The organism is Cytobacillus horneckiae (assembly GCF_002835735.1).
Lineage (GTDB): Bacteria > Bacillota > Bacilli > Bacillales > Cytobacillaceae > Cytobacillus > Cytobacillus horneckiae.
The window spans coordinates 35112-57538 of record NZ_PISD01000041.1 but is presented as its reverse complement, the minus strand read 5'-3'; the positions used below and the strand labels follow the sequence as shown (position 1 = coordinate 57538).

At 38.3% G+C, this 22427-nt stretch carries 25 protein-coding genes; 23 read left to right on the top strand and 2 right to left on the bottom strand.

Annotated elements, in window-relative coordinates:
• Window positions 1-322: 322 nt before the first annotated feature.
• A complete protein-coding gene (locus CWS20_RS18445; protein WP_066192074.1) occupies window positions 323-526 on the bottom strand; it encodes a sigma factor G inhibitor Gin in 204 nt (67 codons plus the stop codon).
• 203 nt (window positions 527-729) lie between these two features.
• On the opposite strand from CWS20_RS18445, the gene CWS20_RS18440 reads away from it, so the two are divergent.
• The 10 genes from CWS20_RS18440 (at window position 730) to rsmI (ending at window position 7908) form a co-directional block, all read left to right on the top strand.
• Complete coding sequence (locus tag CWS20_RS18440) at window positions 730-2169, top strand: aminotransferase class I/II-fold pyridoxal phosphate-dependent enzyme (RefSeq protein ID WP_066192075.1); 1440 nt, start codon at window positions 730-732, stop codon at window positions 2167-2169.
• A gap of 3 nt (window positions 2170-2172) precedes the next feature.
• Entirely contained in the window at window positions 2173-2808 is a 636-nt protein-coding gene (tmk, locus tag CWS20_RS18435; RefSeq protein WP_066192076.1) for a dTMP kinase, read from the top strand.
• A 103-nt stretch (window positions 2809-2911) separates the two neighbouring features.
• Entirely contained in the window at window positions 2912-3241 is a 330-nt protein-coding gene (gene darA / locus CWS20_RS18430; RefSeq protein ID WP_066192077.1) for a cyclic di-AMP receptor DarA, read from the top strand.
• Between the two features lie 25 nt (window positions 3242-3266).
• Window positions 3267-3707 (top strand): YaaR family protein, encoded by a 441-nt coding sequence (locus CWS20_RS18425; RefSeq protein ID WP_066192078.1) that lies wholly within the window; start codon window positions 3267-3269, stop codon window positions 3705-3707.
• A 14-nt stretch (window positions 3708-3721) separates the two neighbouring features.
• Complete coding sequence (gene holB / locus CWS20_RS18420; RefSeq protein WP_066192079.1) at window positions 3722-4729, top strand: DNA polymerase III subunit delta'; 1008 nt, start codon at window positions 3722-3724, stop codon at window positions 4727-4729.
• Window positions 4722-5546 (top strand): PSP1 domain-containing protein, encoded by an 825-nt coding sequence (locus CWS20_RS18415; protein WP_066192080.1) that lies wholly within the window; start codon window positions 4722-4724, stop codon window positions 5544-5546. The genes holB and CWS20_RS18415 overlap by 8 nt, the downstream gene beginning before the upstream one ends.
• Window positions 5547-5559: 13 nt before the next feature.
• Window positions 5560-5931 (top strand): DNA replication initiation control protein YabA, encoded by a 372-nt coding sequence (gene yabA, locus CWS20_RS18410; RefSeq protein ID WP_066192081.1) that lies wholly within the window; start codon window positions 5560-5562, stop codon window positions 5929-5931.
• Between the two features lie 73 nt (window positions 5932-6004).
• Window positions 6005-6745, top strand: coding sequence for a tRNA1(Val) (adenine(37)-N6)-methyltransferase (locus CWS20_RS18405; RefSeq protein ID WP_066194131.1), 741 nt, complete (start codon window positions 6005-6007; stop codon window positions 6743-6745).
• On the top strand, window positions 6735-7016 hold the full coding sequence (locus tag CWS20_RS18400; RefSeq protein WP_066192082.1) for a GIY-YIG nuclease family protein: 282 nt from the start codon (window positions 6735-6737) through the stop codon (window positions 7014-7016). The genes CWS20_RS18405 and CWS20_RS18400 overlap by 11 nt, the downstream gene beginning before the upstream one ends.
• A gap of 13 nt (window positions 7017-7029) precedes the next feature.
• Complete coding sequence (rsmI, locus tag CWS20_RS18395; RefSeq protein ID WP_066192083.1) at window positions 7030-7908, top strand: 16S rRNA (cytidine(1402)-2'-O)-methyltransferase; 879 nt, start codon at window positions 7030-7032, stop codon at window positions 7906-7908.
• Between the two features lie 36 nt (window positions 7909-7944).
• Here rsmI and abrB read toward each other — a convergent pair whose 3' ends face one another.
• A complete protein-coding gene (gene abrB, locus CWS20_RS18390) occupies window positions 7945-8235 on the bottom strand; it encodes a transition state genes transcriptional regulator AbrB (RefSeq protein WP_180321504.1) in 291 nt (96 codons plus the stop codon).
• Between the two features lie 752 nt (window positions 8236-8987).
• On the opposite strand from abrB, the gene metG reads away from it, so the two are divergent.
• The 13 genes from metG (at window position 8988) to glmU (ending at window position 22421) form a co-directional block, all read left to right on the top strand.
• A complete protein-coding gene (gene metG, locus CWS20_RS18385) occupies window positions 8988-10943 on the top strand; it encodes a methionine--tRNA ligase (protein ID WP_066192085.1) in 1956 nt (651 codons plus the stop codon).
• A gap of 258 nt (window positions 10944-11201) precedes the next feature.
• A complete protein-coding gene (locus CWS20_RS18380; protein ID WP_066192086.1) occupies window positions 11202-11969 on the top strand; it encodes a TatD family hydrolase in 768 nt (255 codons plus the stop codon).
• A gap of 456 nt (window positions 11970-12425) precedes the next feature.
• Window positions 12426-13631 carry a resuscitation-promoting factor gene (locus CWS20_RS18370; protein WP_066192087.1) on the top strand — a complete coding sequence of 402 codons (1206 nt, stop codon included), beginning with the start codon at window positions 12426-12428 and terminating at the stop codon, window positions 13629-13631.
• Window positions 13632-13863: 232 nt separating this feature from the next.
• Complete coding sequence (rnmV, locus tag CWS20_RS18365) at window positions 13864-14424, top strand: ribonuclease M5 (RefSeq protein ID WP_066192088.1); 561 nt, start codon at window positions 13864-13866, stop codon at window positions 14422-14424.
• On the top strand, window positions 14417-15295 hold the full coding sequence (gene rsmA, locus CWS20_RS18360) for a 16S rRNA (adenine(1518)-N(6)/adenine(1519)-N(6))-dimethyltransferase RsmA (RefSeq protein WP_066192089.1): 879 nt from the start codon (window positions 14417-14419) through the stop codon (window positions 15293-15295). The genes rnmV and rsmA overlap by 8 nt, the downstream gene beginning before the upstream one ends.
• Window positions 15296-15441: 146 nt before the next feature.
• Window positions 15442-16338 carry a sporulation peptidase YabG gene (yabG, locus tag CWS20_RS18355; protein ID WP_066192090.1) on the top strand — a complete coding sequence of 299 codons (897 nt, stop codon included), beginning with the start codon at window positions 15442-15444 and terminating at the stop codon, window positions 16336-16338.
• A gap of 245 nt (window positions 16339-16583) precedes the next feature.
• Window positions 16584-16847 (top strand): biofilm formation stimulator Veg, encoded by a 264-nt coding sequence (gene veg, locus CWS20_RS18350; protein ID WP_066192091.1) that lies wholly within the window; start codon window positions 16584-16586, stop codon window positions 16845-16847.
• Window positions 16848-17107: 260 nt separating this feature from the next.
• Window positions 17108-17284 carry a small, acid-soluble spore protein, alpha/beta type gene (locus tag CWS20_RS18345; protein ID WP_066194134.1) on the top strand — a complete coding sequence of 59 codons (177 nt, stop codon included), beginning with the start codon at window positions 17108-17110 and terminating at the stop codon, window positions 17282-17284.
• An 823-nt stretch (window positions 17285-18107) separates the two neighbouring features.
• Window positions 18108-18977, top strand: a complete 870-nt coding sequence (gene ispE / locus CWS20_RS18340) for a 4-(cytidine 5'-diphospho)-2-C-methyl-D-erythritol kinase (RefSeq protein WP_066192092.1) — start codon at window positions 18108-18110, stop codon at window positions 18975-18977.
• A gap of 61 nt (window positions 18978-19038) precedes the next feature.
• Window positions 19039-19866, top strand: a complete 828-nt coding sequence (gene purR, locus CWS20_RS18335; protein WP_066192093.1) for a pur operon repressor — start codon at window positions 19039-19041, stop codon at window positions 19864-19866.
• 12 nt (window positions 19867-19878) lie between these two features.
• Window positions 19879-20253 carry a RidA family protein gene (locus CWS20_RS18330; protein WP_066192094.1) on the top strand — a complete coding sequence of 125 codons (375 nt, stop codon included), beginning with the start codon at window positions 19879-19881 and terminating at the stop codon, window positions 20251-20253.
• Between the two features lie 264 nt (window positions 20254-20517).
• Complete coding sequence (spoVG, locus tag CWS20_RS18325; protein ID WP_066192095.1) at window positions 20518-20808, top strand: septation regulator SpoVG; 291 nt, start codon at window positions 20518-20520, stop codon at window positions 20806-20808.
• Window positions 20809-21050: 242 nt separating this feature from the next.
• Window positions 21051-22421, top strand: a complete 1371-nt coding sequence (gene glmU, locus CWS20_RS18320; RefSeq protein WP_066192096.1) for a bifunctional UDP-N-acetylglucosamine diphosphorylase/glucosamine-1-phosphate N-acetyltransferase GlmU — start codon at window positions 21051-21053, stop codon at window positions 22419-22421.
• The last annotated feature ends 6 nt before the right edge of the window (window positions 22422-22427 follow it).

The window sequence follows — 22427 nt, the reverse complement described above, 5'->3', positions numbered from 1 at the left end:
TGCCGGGCAAATAGAAGAGAGCACCTGTAGAGGTGCTCTCTTTTTTGGTTTTTAAGTTGAACTACTCTATTTTTCGATAAAGTAATAGACCTTTTTAGAACAACAATCAGACTGATATTCTGTAGCAGTCCATGTCTTCACTACAATGACTTAATTCAAGGCATGTACTCACAAGCTTTGTTAGCAAGAAATGTGGTGTGGTTTATATCTGCTTCGGATGCTAGCTTTACTAGCGGCAGGCCTCTCCACCGCAAATCCTGCCGAGGCGCGACCCGTCCAAAAAAGCCAAACTAAAAACAAAAAAGCCTCCAACAAGAGACTTTTAAGATAAGATTTCAGGGGTAGTAATCTTTTTAAGCTTATTTAAGTAAAATTTATATTTAGGATCGTCTGTATCGGTTGCGATAAGGTCCTTTTCGCAGTCAGAACAGATAAAAGAAGTGTATAGATGAATGCCCTTTACTTTTGATTCTTCACAGATGACACAGCGTTCTCCTAATTTTTTCTCCGTTAATAGCGTACTCAATCACTCCACCTCCATACACTCAATCATGCCCGTAAACAGAAATTTGTATACAATCTTTTGAATTTTCATCCTGGGTGCTGTGTTATATTGTATGATGCAAAATGGTTATGGGTGTATGTCTCTATTGTAAATGTTTTCAGGATTTTTTCTTTTTTAAAGACGTTTTGATAAAATAAAGAAAGAAATGAAAAGGATTGTAGAATATGAATCAAAAACAAATGCCGTTAGTTGAACAATTAATAAACTATATAAATAAAAAGCCTGTTTCCTTTCATGTGCCTGGGCATAAGAGTGGCAGGTTATTGTCAGGCAGAGAAGAGATAGATCAGTACTTTCAATCATTTTTACCCTTGGATTTAACTGAGTTAAGTGGATTAGATGATTTGCATTCTCCTGAAGGGGCAATAGAAGAAGCAGAGACTCTCCTTGCTGAATTTCATCGTGTAAAGAAGAGTTTTTTCTTAGTAAATGGGTCGACAGTTGGTAATTTAGCAATGATTTATGCCGCTCTTTCAAAGGACGACACAGTACTTATTCAGCGAAACTGTCATAAGTCAATTATGAATGGGGTTTCATTAGTTGGAGCTCATCCTGTTTTTATTACACCAGAATATGATTATGAATGGCGTGTTGCAGGTGGAGTGACTCTAGAGCTTGTTGAAGAGGCGATTAGGCAGTATCCAGATACAAAAGCACTCATTTTGACTTATCCAAATTATTATGGAATGGTCTATCCTTTGGAGGAAATCATTAAGCTTTGCCATAATCACGGTATCGTTGTATTGGTGGATGAAGCGCATGGTGCTCATTTTGCAGCTGGGGATATGTTTCCTGACTCTGCGCTGCAATTTAATGCTGATATCGTTGTACAATCAGCTCATAAAACGTTGCCGGCAATGACAATGGGTGCCTATTTACATATTAATAGTGAGCTAATTCCGCCAGAGAAAATACAGCTTTATTTAAATATGTTACAATCAAGCAGTCCGTCCTATCCAATTATGGCATCTTTAGATATAGCCAGATATTATCTTGCAAATTATACAAATCAGGACCAGATTAATTTAAATAAACAAATAAAAAGATTCAAAGACCAGCTTGATTTGATTGAAGGGATTCATGTACTAAAATATAATCAGTCGATAGGAGACCCGTTAAAGGTTACCATTCATGCCTCGTCTTTAAGCGGGTTTGAACTTCAGAAGCTGCTGGAGGATAAGGGGATTTACACAGAGCTGGCGGACCCTGCAAATGTATTATTTATCCTTCCATTATTAAAAGCAAAGACGGAATATCCTTTCGAAAAAGCAATTCATGCTTTAAAAGCTATTATGGAAACGATACCTGTTGCCAAAAAGGCAAAGAGTCAAGCAGTCCATCAATTTCCAAGAATATCGAAGCTCATCACCATAGAAGAAAACCCGCCACTTAGGCAAGTCACTTTAGATGAAGCTGTTGGAAATGTATGTGGACAGGTGGTTCTTCCTTATCCACCAGGAATCCCGTTACTATATCCTGGAGAAATCATTACGAAGGAACATATTGACGTCTTAAAAAACTTATTAAATACAGGTGCACGTTTTCAAAATACGAGGAATTTACATAAGCGCTATATCGAAATATATGAGCTATCCGGAGGTTGAAAGATGAATCAAGGTATTTTTATTACAGCAGAGGGTCCTGATGGAGCCGGGAAAACAACAATCATTCAAATGTTAGCTGAACGTTTAATTGCGGAAGGCTATGAAGTAATGCAAACAAGAGAGCCAGGAGGCATAGAAATCGCTGAACAAATTAGAGCGGTTATATTAGATCAGTCCAATACGACAATGGATGCGAGGACAGAGGCGCTCCTTTATGCAGCAGCGAGAAGACAACATTTAGTAGAAAAGGTCTTGCCTGCGTTAGAAATGGGTAAAATTGTTTTATGTGACCGTTTTGTTGACAGCTCCATCGCGTATCAAGGATATGCGCGTGAAATTGGCGTTGATGAAGTTTGGTCCATTAATCAGTTTGCAATTGAAAATACAATGCCTGCTGTTACACTCTACTTTGATATTGAGCCTGAAAAAGGCTTAGAGCGAATTAATTTGAATAAAGGCAGAGAAGTTAATCGCCTTGATTTAGAAGATCTAGCTTTTCATAAAAAGGTGAGAGAAGGATATATGCTTTTAAAAGAACGCAACCCAGATAGAATAAAAGATATTGATGCATCCAAATCGATTGAAGAGGTTTATAGTCAAGCAGAGAACCTTATCCTGCAAGCAATTAAGGATAAATAAGCGAATGTCATAAAAAAACGGTCAGGTTAACTCTGTTTGTGCATAAAATAACTGATATAATATGTATAAAGTCATTTTCGCAAAATTTGAGGAGGGTGGTAAAATGAAGCTCGTATTAGCAGTTGTTCAAGATCAAGATAGTAATAAATTATCGAAAGCGTTGGTGGATCACAATTTCCGTGCGACGAAGTTAGCCAGCACAGGTGGTTTCCTTAAATCGGGTAACACAACTTTCTTAATTGGAACGGAAGATATCCGTGTGGAAAAAGCATTGCAGGTCATTAAAGATAATTGTCAATCGAGAGAGCAGCTCGTTGCACCCGTATCTCCAATGGGTGGAAATGCAGACTCCTATATTCCATACCCAGTTGAAGTAGAGGTAGGAGGAGCAACGGTATTCGTATTACCGGTTGAACAATTTCATCATTTCTAATTAAGAAATGAGCCGGGGGTAATAGATGAAAATAAACCATGATTTACGCATAAATGTTGATAAAGTTCGCCAAGACCAAAAGCAGACAGCTGGAACACAATTCAGGTTTAATGAATTGGTTCAGAAGCAAGGGCAAAAAATGCAAATTTCGCAATTGCAAATGCTGTTAGGTGATATAGAATCTGCTGGCAGCCGGTTAGCCAGATCACGCAGTTTTAAAGACATGGCCAAGTATAAAACATTAGTTAAGAAGTTTATTAAAGAGACGGTTGAATATGGCTTGGATTTAAAACAATCCCATAGCTGGAATCAGCTTGGTCAAGGTAAGTCGCTCAAAATTGTAGAAACAATTGATGAAAAGCTGGCTGAGCTGGCTAATCAAGTGCTGCAGCAAGAGGTAGATTCCATCGATATTTTAGGAAAAATTGGCGAAATCAAAGGATTATTAATAAATTTATATACGTAAGCGAGTTGATCAGCATGACGAAAAACTGGGAGCAGTTCAAAGAAATGCAGCCTGTCGTGTTGAAGATGTTTAAAAATAGCTTAACTAAAAATCGGCTAGCCCATGCCTATCTCTTTGAGGGTATGAAAGGTACAGGGAAAAGGAATGCAAGTATGCTGCTAGCGAAAAGCATTCTTTGTATTCAACCGATTGATGGATATGTTCCATGTGAAACATGTCTAAACTGTAAGCGAATTAATCATCATAATCATCCGGATGTTCACTTAGTCGAGCCGGATGGTCAATCGATAAAAAAGCAGCAAATACGATCTCTTCAAGAAGAATTTTCTAAGAGGGGCGTAGAATCAAGTAAAAAAATATATGTAATTGTTCATGCAGATAAAATGACAGTAAATGCAGCGAATAGTTTGCTGAAGTTTTTAGAAGAACCGAATGCTGATACAACAGCTATTCTCATTACTGAGCAAATGCAGCGCATGCTTCCAACAATTCTATCTAGATGTCAGTCGATATCCTTCCAGCCTCTGCCTAAAGATAAAATGGTAGAAGAGTTCAAATCAAATGGGGTAAATGCGTCAATGGCCCCAATCTTAGTACAAATCACCCATAATTTGGATGAGGCTTTAGCGTATAGTGAAGATGATTGGTTTGTACAAGCACAAAAAATAGTGTTAAAATTATACGAAGTGCTAAGAAAAAATCCTCTGCAAGCAATGGTTACACTTCAGGAGGAATGGTTTCCGCACTTTAAGGAGAAGGATCAACTAGATCTTGGCTTAGACTTATTACTTCTTTTATTAAAAGATTTGTTATATATACAGCTCGGTAAAGGTGAAAATATTGCCTTTGCACATGAGCAGAGCCGGTTAGAGCAATATGCGCTTCAATCCTCTGGTAAAAGGCTAACAGATCAAATTACAGCTGTTCTAGAATCTAAGGGGAAATTGCAAGCAAATATGAATCCGCAACTGTTGATGGAACAGCTTGTGTTAAAAATGCAGGAGGGATCTTCATTTGTATGATGTAGTTGGGGTGCGCTTTAAAAAAGCGGGCAAGATTTATTATTTTGATCCCGGAGATCTTTCAATACAAAAGGATGACTTTGTCATTGTTGAAACTGTAAGAGGAGTGGAGTATGGTAAAGTTGTTATCGCTCCTAAAAAGGTTGACGAACATGATGTTGTCCTGCCATTGAAAAAGGTCCTGCGTATTGCTGATCAAAAGGATCGGATGATTGTTGAGGAAAATAGACAAGCAGCCAAAGAAGCTTATGATGTTTGCTGTGAAAAAGTAACTACTCATCAGTTGGACATGAAACTGGTAGATGTAGAATATACTTTTGACCGGAATAAAGTAATTTTCTATTTTACAGCTGATGGTCGCGTTGACTTTAGAGAGCTTGTAAAAGATTTGGCGGCAATTTTTCGGACAAGAATTGAGCTTCGCCAAATAGGCGTTCGTGATGAAGCAAAAATGCTGGGGGGAATTGGCCCATGTGGCAGAATGCTTTGCTGCTCCACATTTTTGGGTGATTTTGACCCGGTATCAATTAAAATGGCGAAGGATCAAAACCTTTCATTAAACCCTACGAAAATATCTGGGCTATGCGGCCGTTTAATGTGCTGTTTAAAGTATGAAAATGATGAGTATGAGGAAGCGAAGAAGCAGCTGCCTGATATTGGAGAATGGGTGAAAACACCTGAAGGATCAGGTAAAGTAGTAGGACTTAATATTCTTGAAAGAATATTACAGGTAAATCTAAAGGAACAAGAAAGAGTACTTGAGTTCACACTTGAGGAAATTAATGAAGGTGCTGTATCAGTTCAATCCACAGATTAATGAGGTGGAATGCTTGGATAAAAAAGAAATCTTTGATTCAGTAGATAATATGGAATCTCAAATTGGCCAGTTATATCAGCAGCTTGGGGAATTGAAACAGCATTTAGCGGAAGTGTTGGAAGAAAACAATTCTTTAAAGCTTGAAAATGATCATTTGAGAAGAAGATTAAAAATTACAACAGATAAAGAAAAAAAGCCAGGGAAGAAGCAATCAAAACAATCAGCAGAAGAAACGGATGAAGAGAAGCTGTTTGATATAGGCGAGGGTTACGACAATTTAGCCAGATTATATCAAGAAGGTTTTCATATATGTAATCTGCACTTTGGCAGTCCGCGAAAAGAAGGAGATTGTTTGTTCTGTTTATCTTTTCTTAATAAGAAATAACGATTGCCTTCCTAATCATAGGGAGGCATTTTTCATGGGAAAAGAGTTGCTTGATTATGATGGAGGATATGGAATGGAGTTCTTAAAGGGAGATGAAAGATTAGATCATCTATTAGCGGAAAATTTACGTATTATACAAAGTCCATCAGTGTTTTCGTTTTCACTTGATGCGGTCCTGCTCTCCAGGTTTGTGTATGTTCCTATTCAGAAAGGAAGAATAATAGACCTGTGCAGCGGTAACGGAGTCATTCCCTTATTCTTAAGTGCGCGGACTAAAGGGCATATTACAGGTGTTGAAATTCAAGAGCGGCTTTATGATATGGCATGCAGGAGTATTGCTTATAATGGATTGCAGGATCGTCTTCAGATGGTGCATGGTGATCTTAAAGAGATGACTGCTAAGTTTGGCTATGGCAAATTTGATGTTGTTACATGTAATCCGCCATATTTCACAACGCCGTCTAATGATTATAAAAATGAGAATGAGCATTTAGCTATTGCTCGTCATGAAATCCTTTGTACGCTAGAAGATGCAGTCCGTGCTTCAAGCCAGCTCGTTAAACAAGGTGGTAAGGTTGCCTTTGTACACCGTCCTGGACGACTGTTAGATATGATTATGCTGATGAGACAATATAAGCTCGAGCCAAAAAGAATTCAATTGGTATATCCGCAACAAGGCAAGGAAGCAAATGTACTGCTTGTAGAGGCGATAAAAAATGGCAAACCAGATTTGAAAATTCTCCCCCCGATCTTTATTTATAATGAAGAAAATGAATATACAGATGAAATTAGGGCGATGTTGTATGGAGAATAACCACCATTATTTCTATGTTTTAGAATGTAATGACGGGAGCTTATATGCTGGATATACAAATAACCTAGAGCGCAGAATTAAGATGCATAATGAAGGTAAAGGTGCCAAGTACACAAGAGGGAGAGGACCACTTAAATTAGTTTACCATCAAATCTTTGATAACAAACAAGAAGCGATGAGAGCAGAATACACCTTTAAACAGTTAAATAGGAAACAGAAGCTTGATCATATAAATTTAATGAAAAATAGCATTAGCTATGAAAAGAAATAGGTGACTCGCATTTATGCAACAGCAAAAAAGCTTTAACAACGAGGAAGAAAAGGGTATATTGTATCTTGTGCCCACACCCATTGGTAATTTAGAAGACATTAGCTTCAGAGCAATCAGAATGATGAAGGAAGCGGATTTTATTGCTGCTGAGGATACGAGAAATACAAAAAAGCTATGTAATTATTTTGAAATCGAAACGCCGGTCATTAGCTATCATGAGCATAATAAAGAATCGAGCGGGCAAAAGATTATTGAGAAGTTGAAAAGCGGCCAAAAAATCGCCCTAGTTAGCGATGCAGGTATGCCTACAATTTCTGACCCGGGCTATGAGCTTGTTATATCTGCAGTAGCAGAACAATTAACAGTTGTGCCGCTTCCTGGAGCAAATGCAGCTATGACAGCATTAATTGCATCTGGTATACAAACACAGCCATTTTATTTTTACGGTTTCCTAGAGAGACAGAAAAAGAACAAGAAGAAGGAATTACAAGAGCTATCCCGGCTATCCTCTACAATCATATTATATGAGTCTCCTCATCGTTTAAAGGAAACGTTAAAGCTTATGATTGAACATATGGGTGATAGGAAAATCGTACTGTGCCGAGAGCTTACGAAGAAATATGAAGAATTTATTAGAGGCACAATAACAGAAGCCATTGCCTGGGCAGAGAATGATGAAGTACGGGGAGAGTTTTGCCTCATTCTTGAGGGGGCAACCGAGGTCATTCCGGAAGAAGGTGATGCTTGGTGGAATGAGTTAAGCATTGCTGAGCACGTGAACTATTATATGGAAGAAAAAGAGTTAAAAAGTAAAGAGGCAATCAAACAGACGGCCGTCGATCGGGATTTAAATAAGAGAGAGGTTTACCGCATTTATCATATTGAAGAATAAAAAAGGGCCTCTAAAAGAGGCCCTTAAAATCTATACTTATTTTGAAAGTTCGAAACTATTTTGGATCTCTTTTAATAATTGCTCAGCACCATCCTGGCTAAGAATCAATTTTCCGCCTGCAAGTGTGATGTTATCGTCAGATACCTCACCAGTTACTTGGCAAGTCATATTTGGTTTGTATTTTTTTAGGATGATTTTTTCGTCGTCCACATAAATTTCAAGCGCATCCTTCTCTGCAATACCAAGCGTACGTCTTAATTCGATAGGAATAACTACGCGACCTAATTCATCAACTTTACGAACAATACCAGTAGATTTCATTATAATTTCTCCTCTCAATTCTCCATAATATTATTTATCTTTTTTCGTCATTATTCGACAAAAATCTCTGTTGTTATTATAATACCAATCATTGCCATATTCGTCAATTACTTTATATTAAAAATATGTGGGAATTATTAACAAGGATAAAACCATTGGTGTATAAGGGTTTTATGGTTGTAATTAAATGGGTTATTAATAAATTATACAGAAAAGGGGATAATTATAATTCGACAATATTCGACATTTTTCTTCTTTATTCATCATTTTGTCGGTTTTCCTCTCATTACTTATTTTAAAGGTATTCGTAAAAGACATAGATTTTATCATGGTATCTGAGTGGTTTTCATAAAATCCTTTTTGTGATGATCCTAATAGAGAGTTTTTCAAGAACGTTTTTTTTTCTCCTTGCACTTCACTATCCAGCTTTCGCTCCTAGCCCATTGCGGTATAAATCCAATCAGGCCACCTTCGCTTCGTGTCTTGCACATTTTCTTTATTTTAGGTATATTTTGATGATAGAAGAGGCTAAGCTGACAAGTATATTCGTGTAAAGTAAAATCAGGTAAAAGACGGATAGACTGGATGTCATTTTAAGGAAAAAATGTATGCGACAGCTCGTCTATTGGGCGGGTTTTTTAGCTGGAAGAAAAGTAAGAATGCTAAGCGCCTTTAATGCTAATTTTATTCAAAATAAAATTAGCTGCCTATCGCTTGATTCGAATGCCAGTTTTTTCTAAAGTTGAGGAGGAATAAACATGGAGGAAAAATTAAAGACTTTTTATTTAACGACCCCAATTTATTATCCAAGTGGTAATCTACATATTGGACATGCCTATACTACAGTTGCTGGTGATGCAATGGCCCGTTATAAGCGTATGCGTGGATTTGATGTAATGTATTTAACGGGAACCGATGAACATGGACAAAAGATTCAAGAGAAAGCTCAAGAAACAAATGTTACCCCGCAGCAATATGTCGACGGTATAGTAGAAGGTATTCAAGAATTATGGAAGAAACTTGATATTTCTTATGATGATTTTATTCGGACAACAGAAAATCGCCATAAAGAAATTGTTGAAAAGATCTTCGCTCAATTATTGGAGCAAGGAGACATTTATCTAGGTGAATATGAAGGCTGGTATTGTACGCCTTGTGAATCATATTATACAGAAACACAGCTTGTTGATGGAAACTGCCCTGATTGCGGCAGACCTGTGCATCGTGTCAAAGAAGAATCATACTTCTTTAAAGTGAGTAAATATGCTGAACGTCTCCTGAACTATTATGAAGAGAACCCATCATTCATTCAACCGGAATCGAGGAAGAATGAAATGATTAACAACTTTATTAAGCCGGGACTAGAAGATTTAGCTGTATCACGTACAACGTTTGACTGGGGAATTAAAGTGCCGGGGAATCCGAAGCATGTCATTTACGTTTGGATTGATGCATTATCCAATTATATTACTGCCTTAGGCTACGGTTCAGATAATGATTCCAAGTATTTGAAATATTGGCCGGCAGATGTTCATTTGGTAGGCAAGGAAATTGTGCGCTTCCATACCATTTATTGGCCAATTATGCTGATGGCATTAGATTTACCTTTACCTAAAAAGGTATTTGCTCACGGCTGGCTATTAATGAAAGATGGCAAGATGTCTAAATCAAAGGGAAATGTTGTCGATCCAGTTACATTAATTGACCGTTACGGTCTAGATTCCCTGCGCTATTATTTATTAAGAGAGGTTCCGTTTGGCGCTGATGGTGTATTTACTCCAGAAGGGTTTGTAGAGAGAATAAATTTTGATTTAGCCAATGACCTGGGCAATTTATTAAATCGTACGATTGCGATGATTAATAAATACTTTGATGGTGTTATACCTGCTTACGAGGGATCAAATGGGGAATTTGACCAAGCTCTCGTTCAAATGAATAAAGAAACGGTAATCAAGTATGAAGAAGCAATGGAAAATATGGAGTTTTCAGTTGCTTTAGCTTCAATATGGCAGCTTGTTAGCAGATCGAATAAGTATATTGATGAAACTAAACCTTGGGTGCTTGCAAAGGAAGAAACTGATCGACAAGCATTGGCAAGTACAATGTATCATTTGGCTGAATCTTTAAGGAGAATTTCCGTTCTTTTACAGCCGTTCTTAACAAGAACACCGAAGAAAATATTCACTCAATTAAATATTGATAAAGTAGAGCTTACTTCATGGGAAAGCCTAGACACTTTTGGCACTATCCCAGAGGGGATACAAGTTCAAAAAGGTGATCCAATTTTCCCACGTCTGGATATAAATGAAGAAGTGGAATTTATTAAAACAAAAATGCAAGGTGCAGCTCCTGCTCCGGTAGAGAAGAAGCCGATTAAAAAGCCGGATAGTGAAGAAATTACAATCGATGATTTCATGAAAGTCGACCTTCGTGTTGCACAAGTAATTGAAGCTGAAGCTGTAAAAAAAGCGGATAAGCTATTGAAGCTTCAATTGGACCTAGGATATGAGAAGCGTCAAGTTGTCTCAGGTATTGCTAAATTTTATAAGCCTGAAGATTTAGTTGGCAGGAAAGTAATATGTGTTACAAATTTAAAACCGGTTAAATTACGTGGAGAACTTTCAGAAGGAATGATACTTGCCGGCAGCGAAGATGGTGAACTTTCATTAGCAACAATCGCAGAGTCACTTCCAATAGGAGCAAGGGTGAAGTAATAGCTAATTTCTAGTATTACAAAACAATTTAACATAGAAATGTTTGCGTAGAAGAGCTACGAATGACATTTCTATGTTTTTATTTTCAAATAGTATCTTTGTAAAATGAAGCCTATTAAATTGTTGATAATTATACATTATAATTTTGAACATAATATAGTAAATTATTCTAGAAAAACATCAATCAAACGATGTCTTGTTTCATTGGTGTAATATTTGTAATGAAAATATAAAAATTGTTATTTAGGAGATGTCCAAATGTTTTTCGACACACATGTTCATTTGAATGATCTGCAATATAGTGAAGATTTACAAGAAGTGATTGACCGCGCAAAGGCTGCAGGCATCTCAAGAATGGTCGTAGTTGGGTTTGACCGTCCGACAATTACAAAAGCAATGGAGCTTATTGAAAAATATGATTTTCTATATGCAAGCATTGGTTGGCACCCAGTTGATGCAATTGATATGACTGAAGAAGATTTATTATGGATTGAGGAACTTTCCCAACATCCAAAAGTAGTGGCAATTGGTGAGATGGGCCTTGACTATCATTGGGATAAATCCCCGAAAGAGATTCAGAAAGCAGTATTTAAAAAACAAATTCAATTAGCTAAAAAAGTGAAATTGCCAATAGTGATTCACAATCGTGAAGCAACAGCTGATATTGTTGAAATTTTAAAAGAGGAAGATGCCGGAGAAGTAGGCGGTATCATGCATTGTTTCAGCGGCAGTCCAGAAATTGCGAAGGAATGTATTGACATGAATTTTTATATTTCTTTAGGAGGGCCGGTTACGTTCAAAAATGCGAAAAGGCCGAAAGAAGTGGCCGCTGAGATTCCGTTGGAAAAATTATTAATCGAAACCGACTGCCCATATCTTGCACCGCATCCTTATCGCGGTAAGAGAAATGAACCGAGCTATGTCACACTAGTGGCAGAACAAATTGCTGAGATAAAAGGTCTCACGGTGGAAGAGGTTGCAAGTAAAACCACAGATAATGCAAAAAAATTATTCGGCATAAACTGACAGTAAATCATGTCAATTTAAGACGAAGCTTGTCCTAAATTTTTCTTATTCTAAAAAGTTCTACATGACTTCTTACTCTCATAGGATAACCATGTCGATAAGTCTCGCTTTCCAAATTCTATGTTTTTTTGCATAATAGAGACTACATTTGGGAATATTCTGATTTTTCAAGAGGAAAAAAGATAGGTTTTGGAGAATAAAAGGGGTGAGGATGACGTAAAGTCCCTCAATAACTTATTTTTTTAAAAAAATTGTTAGGTTCACGACACATGGTCTTGGGAAAGTTGAAATTTCCCAGTCCTTGTGCAGTTTTGAGAGAGGGAGGAAGCGTGTTTAACGGAGATGTAAGCCTAGATCCTTTCTTGAAAAATCAGAACGAGAGTGTTGACAGCCAGCAAGATAGTCTATATAATCACTCCGAGAGAAAAGGAGGCGTTTTTCATCGTGATAAAATCCATGAAAAACCTGTTATCCAAGTCTTTGAGTAAGAAAAATTGGGCCATAATTATTGCTAGTCTAATAGTATTTATAGCAGCTAGCGGCTTTTTAATCTTTGAAACATCAAAGAAAACAGTCGCTCTGACATTAGATGGCCAGGAACAAACGATAAAAACACATGCAAAGACCATTCAAGATATATTTGATGAAATGGATATAGGATTACGCTCAGAAGACTATGTATATCCCTCGGTCAATAGCGAGGTAAAAAACAACATAGAAGTAGTTTGGGAGCCGGCAAAGCAGGTGCAAATTACTCAGGGTGATGAGTCAGATACAGTTTGGACGACGGCTGATACCGTAAATGAACTCTTAAAAGAGCAAGAGGTCGAATTAGGTAAACATGACGTCATTAATCCCCTTCCAGAAGCAGCCATAAAAAGCAAAATGGAGATAGAGATTGATAAAGCATTTAAGCTAAAGCTTGCTGACGGAGGCCAGGATAAAGAAAAGGAAGTATGGTCAACTTCGACTACGGTCGCTGACTTTTTATCGAATCAGGATATTAAGCTGAATGAATTAGATCGTGTTGAGCCAGAGTTGGAAGAGACAGTCAAAGAAAATGACGTAATTAAAGTCATAAGAGTTGAAAAGGTCACCGATGTAGTGGAAGAACCAATTGGGTTTGCCGTTGTAACAAAAAAAGACAACAGCATGGATAAAGGCGCAGAAAAGGTCATTGAAAATGGCAAGGAAGGCCTTTTGAAAAAAGAATTTGAAATCGTTCGTGAAAACGGCAAAGAAATTTCACGCAAGCTCATTAGTGAGGAAACTATAAAGAACAAGAAAGACAAAATTGTTGCAGTTGGTACAAAAGCTGCTGCCCCTGTCACGAAGGTTGCTTCTCGCGGAACAACGAATAGCGAGCCGGGCGGCAAGGAGCTGTATGTAAGTTCAACGGCTTATACTGCAAGCTGTAATGGCTGTTCAGGTGTAACAGCGACTGGAATGGATTTAAAATCAAATCCGGGTGCTAAGGTAATTGCCGTTGATCCAAGTGTGATTCCTTTAGGCACGAAGGTCTATGTTGAAGGATACGGCTATGCTATAGCTGCAGACACCGGTTCTGCAATTAAAGGCAATAAAATTGATGTATTCTTTGCGAATAAGTCCGATGCTTACCGTTGGGGTCGCAAACAAGTGAAAATAAAAATTCTCAATTAGTCTACTTATGCAGAGGATTCTTCCTCTGCTTTTTTTTGTTCTTTTTACTCCAAATGATATAGTGAGTTTTCATTCAAAGTCACTTTCATATATAATAAAAACCGTGAAAGTGAATGTAATACATTTATATATAATTAGACGATAAACATTACAAAAATGTTTCATTTTTTTTGCAATTAATTCAATTTTTTTAAAAGATTTTTTTAGCGGGATGAAAATGGCGGGTGTATAGATGAAAATTAAGGAAATTATTGTTGTTGAAGGCAAGGATGATACTGTAGCGATTAAGCGCGCACTCGATGCAGACACGATTGAGACGAATGGATCGGCAATTAATATGGTTACATTGGAAAAAATAAAACTAGCACAAGAAACAAGAGGCGTCATTGTTTTAACTGATCCGGACTATCCAGGTCAAAAAATTAGAAACACAATTTCTGAACATGTTCCTGGGTGTAAGCATGCTTTTATTGAGAAACATGCGGCACTTCATAAATATGGCAAGGGTGTTGGTGTGGAACATGCTTCACCTGAAGTGATACGGGCTGCCTTGAAGGACTCGCATGTAATGAATGAAGAAGCGGTCTCTGATATTACACAGGATGATCTTATCACTGCTGGATTAATTGGTGGAGCAGGATCAAGGGAAAGACGAGAAAAACTTGGACAGTATTTAAAAATTGGCTATACAAATGGCAAACAGCTGCACAAGAGACTCATTATGTTTCAAATTAGTAAAGCCAAGTTTGCAGAGGCAATAGAAAATATAAGCAAGGAGGAGTACGATGGATAAAGATATCGCTACCCCTATAAGAACAAGAGCAATACTAGAAAAATACGGCTTTTCTTTCAAAAAGAGCTTAGGTCAAAATTTCTTGATAGATACAAATATTTTAAATAGAATAGTTGATCACGCCGAGCTAACGGCTGAATCTGGAGCAATAGAAATCGGTCCGGGTATTGGTGCATTAACAGAGCAGCTGGCGCGCAGAAGCAAAAGGGTACTTGCGTTTGAAATTGATCAGCGCTTGCTGCCTATTTTGGAAGAAACGCTTTCTCCCTATCCGAATACAAAGGTAATTAATGAAGATATATTAAAGGCCGATGTGCAAAAAGCAATAGAGGAAGAGTTTGCCGGATTAAGTGACATAATGGTTGTAGCGAACCTCCCGTATTATGTAACAACACCGATTATTATGAAGCTGCTAGAAGACCAATTGCCGATTCGAGGCATCGTCTGCATGCTGCAAAAAGAAGTAGCTGATCGAATCGCCGCTAAGCCAGGATCAAAAAATTACGGCTCGCTTTCGATTGCGATTCAGTATTATACAAAAGCTGAAACAGTAATGATTGTGCCAAAAACAGTGTTTGTCCCGCAGCCAAATGTCGATTCAGCTGTTATTAGACTAACGAAGCTAGAGGAACCTGCAGTAATAGTAAAAAGTGAATCATTCTTTTTCCAAGTGACGAGAGCAAGCTTTGCGCAAAGGAGAAAAACGATTTTAAATAATTTAACGAATCAGCTTCCAAATGGGAAACAGAGGAAAGAGCAAATTTTAGAAGCGTTAACTGAAGCGGCTATAGAACCTGGCAGACGTGGTGAAACACTTTCACTCGATGAATTTGCCATCCTAAGTGACAAACTTTATCCGTACTTTCAATAATTAAGTGACGCCCTTATAGAATGATCTGGGCGTCCCTTTTATTTATGGCGAGGATGTTAAGTGGTTCTTTCAAGCACAAGTACATGCACCCATGCATATTTTATCACTGAAACATATTCCGAAACGGCCTAATTGGAGTGACGACAGTGACAATAAATATTATGGATATCGTCGGGAGGGTTTCTTATCATTGTGATATTATGTTTCGAGTAATTGACATAAAAGAGCAGGATGGGAAGAAGCAGGCGGTGTTATATGGGGAAGATATACGGCTCATAGCAGATGCTCCATACGAGGATTTAATCTTAATGAGTCAGTCGGATAGAAGGAAGCTTGCTCAAGAATACCGTTCACTAGAGGAGCAATCTTTAGAGTTATTCCGTCAAGAAGTATTTTTGTTGAAGGAAAAACGAGAATTTACTGTTACAGATGGATACAGTAAACCAGGAAATTATTTTCAATTACCTGGGAGGGTGCTGCATTTAGATGGCGATCCGTTCTATCTAAAAAAATGCTTATCACTTTATGAGAAAATTGGTATTCCAGTGACGGGATTGCATTTTAATGAAAAGGATATGCCGAAAATAATCGGTGACCTCATCGAATACCATCGCCCTGATATTTTAGTCATAACTGGACATGATGCTTATTCAAAAGCGAAAGGTGATAAATCGGATATTCAAGCTTACCGGCATTCAAAGCATTTTGTTCAAACAGTGAGAGAAGCGCGAAAGAAAATCCCTAATTTGGACCAATTAGTCATTTTTGCAGGAGCCTGCCAGTCTCATTTTGAATCGCTCATACATGCAGGGGCAAATTTTGCAAGTTCTCCATCAAGAGTGAATATACATGCGCTCGATCCTGTTTATATTGTTAGTAAAATCAGTTTTACTCCTTTTAACGAACACATCAATGTGTGGGATGTGTTGAGGAATACGCTGACAGGGCAGCGAGGATTAGGCGGAATAGAGTCAAAGGGTGTATTAAGAATAGGAATGCCTTTTAACCTACAAGAAGAGAGTACTGACGGAGAGATGGTCTAGTTTCATAAAGCCGTAACAACGGCTTTTTTTTGCGTTTGTCCATAAAAAGATGGTCGTAATTTACATAAATGATTTAATTTGTATACATATTTACCAAATGAGTGGGAAAAGATAAGAATGTTGAAAAATAGCAGAAAAAGTAGATGAAAATATATTGAAATCATATTTGATTCCTGTTATAATTTATATTTTTATTTGACTATTTTGTGTCAGCGTGTTATACTTTACATAGTGAGGTGGACCGAATGGGAAAAACATTATCGGATATTAAAAAAGCTCTTGATTCAAATCTTGGTAAAAGGCTCTTGCTCAAGGCTAATGGCGGACGCAGAAAGACGATTGAACGCTCAGGCGTTTTAGCTGAAACCTATCCATCTGTATTTGTCATTGAATTAGATCAGGATGAAAATGCGTTTGAACGCGTATCTTACAGCTATGCGGATGTTTTAACGGAAACGGTTCAAATTACCTTCTATGAAGACACATCAGGACATGTTGCTTTAAGCTGAATTATATAACCTCGAAGAAAGTAGCAGACACTTGTTTGCTGCTTTTTTGTATTTTTATAGCTATGTTCAAGCTCTTGGTGCTGATGATTGATGCAGAGGGTGTGACAGTTCGGAAAAACCGGTTTCATACCCTTTGGAAAAGCAAGTTGTCTAGAGAGGGAATTTACCACACTGGAAAATCTGTTTTTGCTCATAGTGAACGGATGATTTTGACCCGCATTGCCATAATAAACGTAAGCGGTGAAAAGGAGTGGGTAATGATGGGCAGGAATAAAGGCATCATGTCACAGAGACTAAAAGAGGAAATAGCAAAAGAACTAGGTTTTTATAATGTCGTCGAAAAAGACGGCTGGGGCGGCATTACCGCCAAAGACGCAGGAAATATGGTCAAACGTGCGGTAGAAATCGCACAACAAAATCTGCAAAACCGTAGTTAAACTAAATATAAACAATAGTCTATCACTGCTTAAAGCCGGAGCCATGCGCTTCGGCTTTTTTATTTCATTAGGGGACGCGGTGCCGGTACCTCGTTGAAATTCAGGCTAAGGCATGAGCTGAGGTCGGTGATTGTGGGAGATTTTCGGAAGAGTTGTTCCGGTGAAGAAAAGCGATTTATTCGCATGAAGGGAGAGAAAAAGGAGTCGTTCCGGTGAAGAAAAGCGATTTATTCACATGAAGGGAGAGAAAAAGGAGTTGTTCCGGTGAAGAAAAGCGATTTATTCGCATGAAGGTAGAGAAAAAGGAGTTGTTCCGGTGAAGAAAAGCGATTTATTCGCATGAAGGTAGAGAAATAGGAGATGCTTAAAGGAATAAACCAATAAACCGAATGTAAAGTTAGTGAACCGAATAAAACAATCTAATTCCCTCTAGCTAAGTCATGGCGATTAGTTTAGTAGAGGATGCATGAAATAAGCCCTCTGTGCAGTTCTAGCTCCCAATGCCAGACCAGCGCAACATTTCTCACTTTCGTATGTTGCTAACTGGTGCAGGTGTATTAGGCAAGCCCCATCGCGCTTTTCAGTGTTGTCCAGCTCCCGCGCCTAGCCCCTTGAGGTCATAAGCTAAATCAACCTAGAGTTTAATAACGACCTCCAGTTTGATTCATCTTATGCTTGTAGGAGCTGACCAGTTGCCTCCACTTTTCGGTGAAAACTAATCTTAATATTGAATAATATTACCTAAGAGGTCTTACTTTTATAGTTTTGTGGTAAAATAGGACAAAAAATGGAGTCGTTGAATTTTGTAAAGTGGGTGGAGATTTTGAAGCTTTTAGTTAAGGCTCCTGCTAAAATCAATTTATCATTGGATGTCCTGGGCAAGCGGGATGACGGTTATCATGAGGTAGAAATGATTATGACAACCATTGATTTAGCAGATCGCCTCGAATTGACATTATTAGAAACAAATGAAATTAAAATCGTTTCACATAACCGCTTTGTACCGGATGATCATAGGAATCTTGCCTATCAAGCAGCGGTATTATTAAAAGAGCGCTTTAATGTAAACAAAGGTGTAAGTATTGCAATTGAGAAGGTTATCCCAGTAGCAGCAGGATTGGCTGGAGGAAGCAGTGATGCAGCGGCTGCCTTAAGAGGATTAAATAAGCTGTGGGGCCTAGGCCTCACTTTGGACGAATTAGCTGAGATCGGTGCAGAAATTGGTTCAGACGTATCATTCTGTGTTTATGGCGGGACAGCATTAGCTACCGGAAGAGGAGAAATGATTCAACCGCTTCCTGCGCCGCCAACTTGCTGGGTTATTTTAGCCAAGCCATTTATTGGTGTGTCAACAGCAGATGTTTATCGAAAGTTGAATCTAAATGGATTGAAGCATCCGAATACGAAAGAGATGATTCAAGCGATTCATACAAGCGACTACGGACTTGTATGCCGTCATTTGGCGAATGTGTTAGAGGATGTTACTTTAAAAATGCATCCTGAGGTAAATCAAATTAAAGAGCAAATGAAAAGATTCGGAGCAGATGCGGTGCTAATGAGCGGAAGTGGTCCAACGGTCTTCGGCCTTGTACATCATGATTCCAGAATGCATCGAATATATAATGGACTTAGGGGATTCTGTGACCAGGTTTTTGCTGTACGTATGTTAGGTGAGAGACACAGACTTGATTAAATCCGTATGTTGGTGATATATTAAGCTTAAATTATTCGGATTTAATAAGGGGGTTCCAATCATGAAGTTTCGTAGAAGCGAGCGTTTAATAGATATGACAAATTATTTATTAGAACACCCGCGTCAATTGGTATCCTTGACCTTTTTCTCAGAAAGATATGGGTCAGCTAAGTCCTCGATCAGCGAAGACTTGGCGATTATTAAAGAAACCTTTGAGCATCGTGGAATAGGGACATTGCAAACGGTTCCTGGAGCAGCAGGTGGGGTAAGGTATCAGGTGAGGGTAAGGGAAGAGGATGCAGCACCAATTATTGCAGATCTTTGCGAATTAATTGCTAGTCCTGACAGGCTTTTACCTGGCGGCTATCTTTATATGACGGATATATTGGGCGATCCAATGATTGTGCAAAAATGTGGACGTCTATTTGCTTCTGCCTTCGCAGATAAAGAGATTGATGTGGTAATGACAGTTGCGACAAAAGGAATCGCTCTTGCCTATGCAGTTGCAAACTATTTGAACGTACCTGTTGTGATTGCACGTAGAGATAGCAGAGTAACAGAAGGCTCCACAGTCAGTATTAACTATGTATCAGGGTCGGCGAAAAGAATTCAGACAATGGTTCTTTCTAAAAGAAGTTTAGATGAGGGTTCAAACGTTTTAATTGTTGATGACTTTATGAAAGCCGGCGGAACGGTAAACGGTATGATCAGCATGCTTGATGAGTTTAAAGCCAAGCTTGCTGGTATTGCTGTACTCGTGGAGTCTGAGAAATCAGATGAACGGTTAGTAGATGAATACTTGTCTCTTGTACAATTATCAGATGTTGATGTGAAAGAGAAACGCATAAATGTGACAGAAGGCAATTACTTTACCAGAACAGTTAATTAGGAGGGAACGTTGATGAAGGTAGTTCAAACAAATGAAGCTCCAGCAGCAATCGGACCATACTCACAAGGATTGATTGTCAATAATATGTTTTACAGCTCTGGCCAGATCCCACTTACAGCAAGCGGGGATTTAATCGAGGGTGATGTAAAGGCACAAACGCACCAAGTATTTAAAAATTTGCAAGCGGTATTAAAAGAAGCTGGTGCATCGCTTGAAACAGTAATCAAAACAACAGTATTTATAAAAGATATGAATGATTTTGCTCTTGTAAATGAGGTTTATGGAGAGTATTTCGATACTCATAAACCGGCACGTTCTTGCGTGGAAGTGGCGAGATTGCCTAAAGATGTAAAAATTGAAATTGAAGTCATTGCGCTCGTGAAATAATACGGGCGTTTTTTTATTATTAAATCATCAACACACCACAAAAGTCCCTCCTTAATCCAATTCTATTGAACTGTGCCTAGCTTATTAGTAGGCTTGTCTTAGTCAAGGTTCCTGTCTTACTAACCACACCTAGAGCATTTTGTGACAACACCATACATTTGACCTAAAATTCCGAAATATTTTTGATTTTGAAGAAGGAGATTTAAAGTGTGTGTGGAATTGTATAATTTAGGATTTTATCTTCTGGAAAAGGTGGTGAACAGAATGGAAGTAACTGACGTAAGATTACGCCGCGTTAATACGGATGGACGCATGAGGGCGATTGCATCTATTACTTTGGATCAGGAATTTGTTGTTCATGATATTCGCGTGATTGATGGGAACAACGGGTTGTTTGTTGCGATGCCAAGTAAGCGCACTCCGGATGGAGAGTTTAGAGATATTGCCCATCCGATTAATTCCGGGACTCGCGGTAAAATCCAAGAGGCTGTACTAGCAGAGTACCATCGATTAGGAGAGTTAGAAGTAGAATTTGAAGAAGCAGGTGCTTCGTAAAAAATAGACAAGCAGTAGGAGCCTGTACATAAGTGCGGGCTCTCTTTTATTGTATATCCGCAATAGCAGATGTGTTACTATACCCATTCTTCTAGAATTTATATCCTCATTTACAATTTTTTTCATCAAAAATAACAATCTTTGAATTGACAAAAATATGTACTTTGCTTTGTTTCCTTGAAATAATGCCATATTTAAGATATATTTTTTAGTGGATAAAAAGGTTAATTGGAGGACTCGGAATGTCTAATCGATTTGCGGTCATTTTAGCTGCCGGACAGGGAACAAGAATGAAGTCTAAGCTATATAAAGTTCTGCACCCTGTATGTGGAAAGCCAATGGTGCAACATGTTTTAGATCAAGTTTCTAAGCTTAAAATGGAAAAGGTCGTCACCATCATTGGACATGGGGCCGATTTAGTAAAATCACAGCTCGGTGAAAGTAGCGTGTATGCCCTTCAAGAGGAGCAGCTTGGAACCGCTCATGCTGTCATGCAAGCTAAGGATTATTTAGAGGGTAAGGAAGGTGTCACCATCGTTGTTTGCGGCGATACACCGTTGATTCAATCAGAAACGATGGAAGCGCTTTTTAAGCATCATGATGAACAATCTGCAAAAGCAACTGTTTTAACGGCATGGACGGATCAGCCAGCTGGATACGGAAGAGTAGTCCGTAATCAAAATGGCTTGGTTGAAAAGATTGTTGAACATAAAGACGCAACAGATAAAGAGCGCATGATTAAGGAAATAAATACTGGTACTTACTGCTTTGATAATCAGGCATTGTTTCAAGCTTTGAAGAAAGTATCAAATGATAATGTTCAAGGTGAATACTATTTACCCGATGTAATTGAAATATTAAAAGGTGAAGGAGAAGTTGTTTCAGCGTATCAAACAGCAGACTTCGAGGAAACCTTAGGTGTAAATGACCGTGTGGCATTGTCACAAGCAGAGGCCTTTATGAAAAAACGGATTAATGAAACGCATATGAGAAACGGTGTAACAATCATTGACCCATTAAATACTTATATTGGACCTGATGTAAAGATCGGCATGGATACAGTTCTTCATCCAGGAACGATGCTCTCAGGCAAGACACAAATAGGATCTGAGTGCATTATTGGCCCGAACACGCAAATTGAGGAATGCTCAGTTGGTGATGGCACTGTTATTCGTCAATCAGCAGCCCATGACAGTCAGATTGGAGCTTCTGTTAATATTGGACCGTTTGCACATATTCGTCCTCAAACAAATATTCATGATGAAGTGAAGATTGGCAACTTTGTTGAGGTGAAAAAGGCCGTTTTTGGAAAAGGCAGTAAAGCTTCTCATCTAAGTTATATTGGAGATGCAGAAGTAGGCAAAGATGTAAACTTAGGCTGCGGTTCTATTACAGTTAACTACGATGGTAAAAATAAATATTTAACAAAAATTGAAGATGGTGTATTTGTCGGCTGCAACTCAAATCTTGTTGCACCAGTTACGATTGGAGAAGGCGCATACATTGCTGCAGGTTCTACCATTACGGAAGATGTACCTGGCAATGCCCTTTCGATTGCCCGTGCACGACAAGTGAACAAAGAAGACTACGTGGAAAAGTTAAATAAGAAATAAAATCTA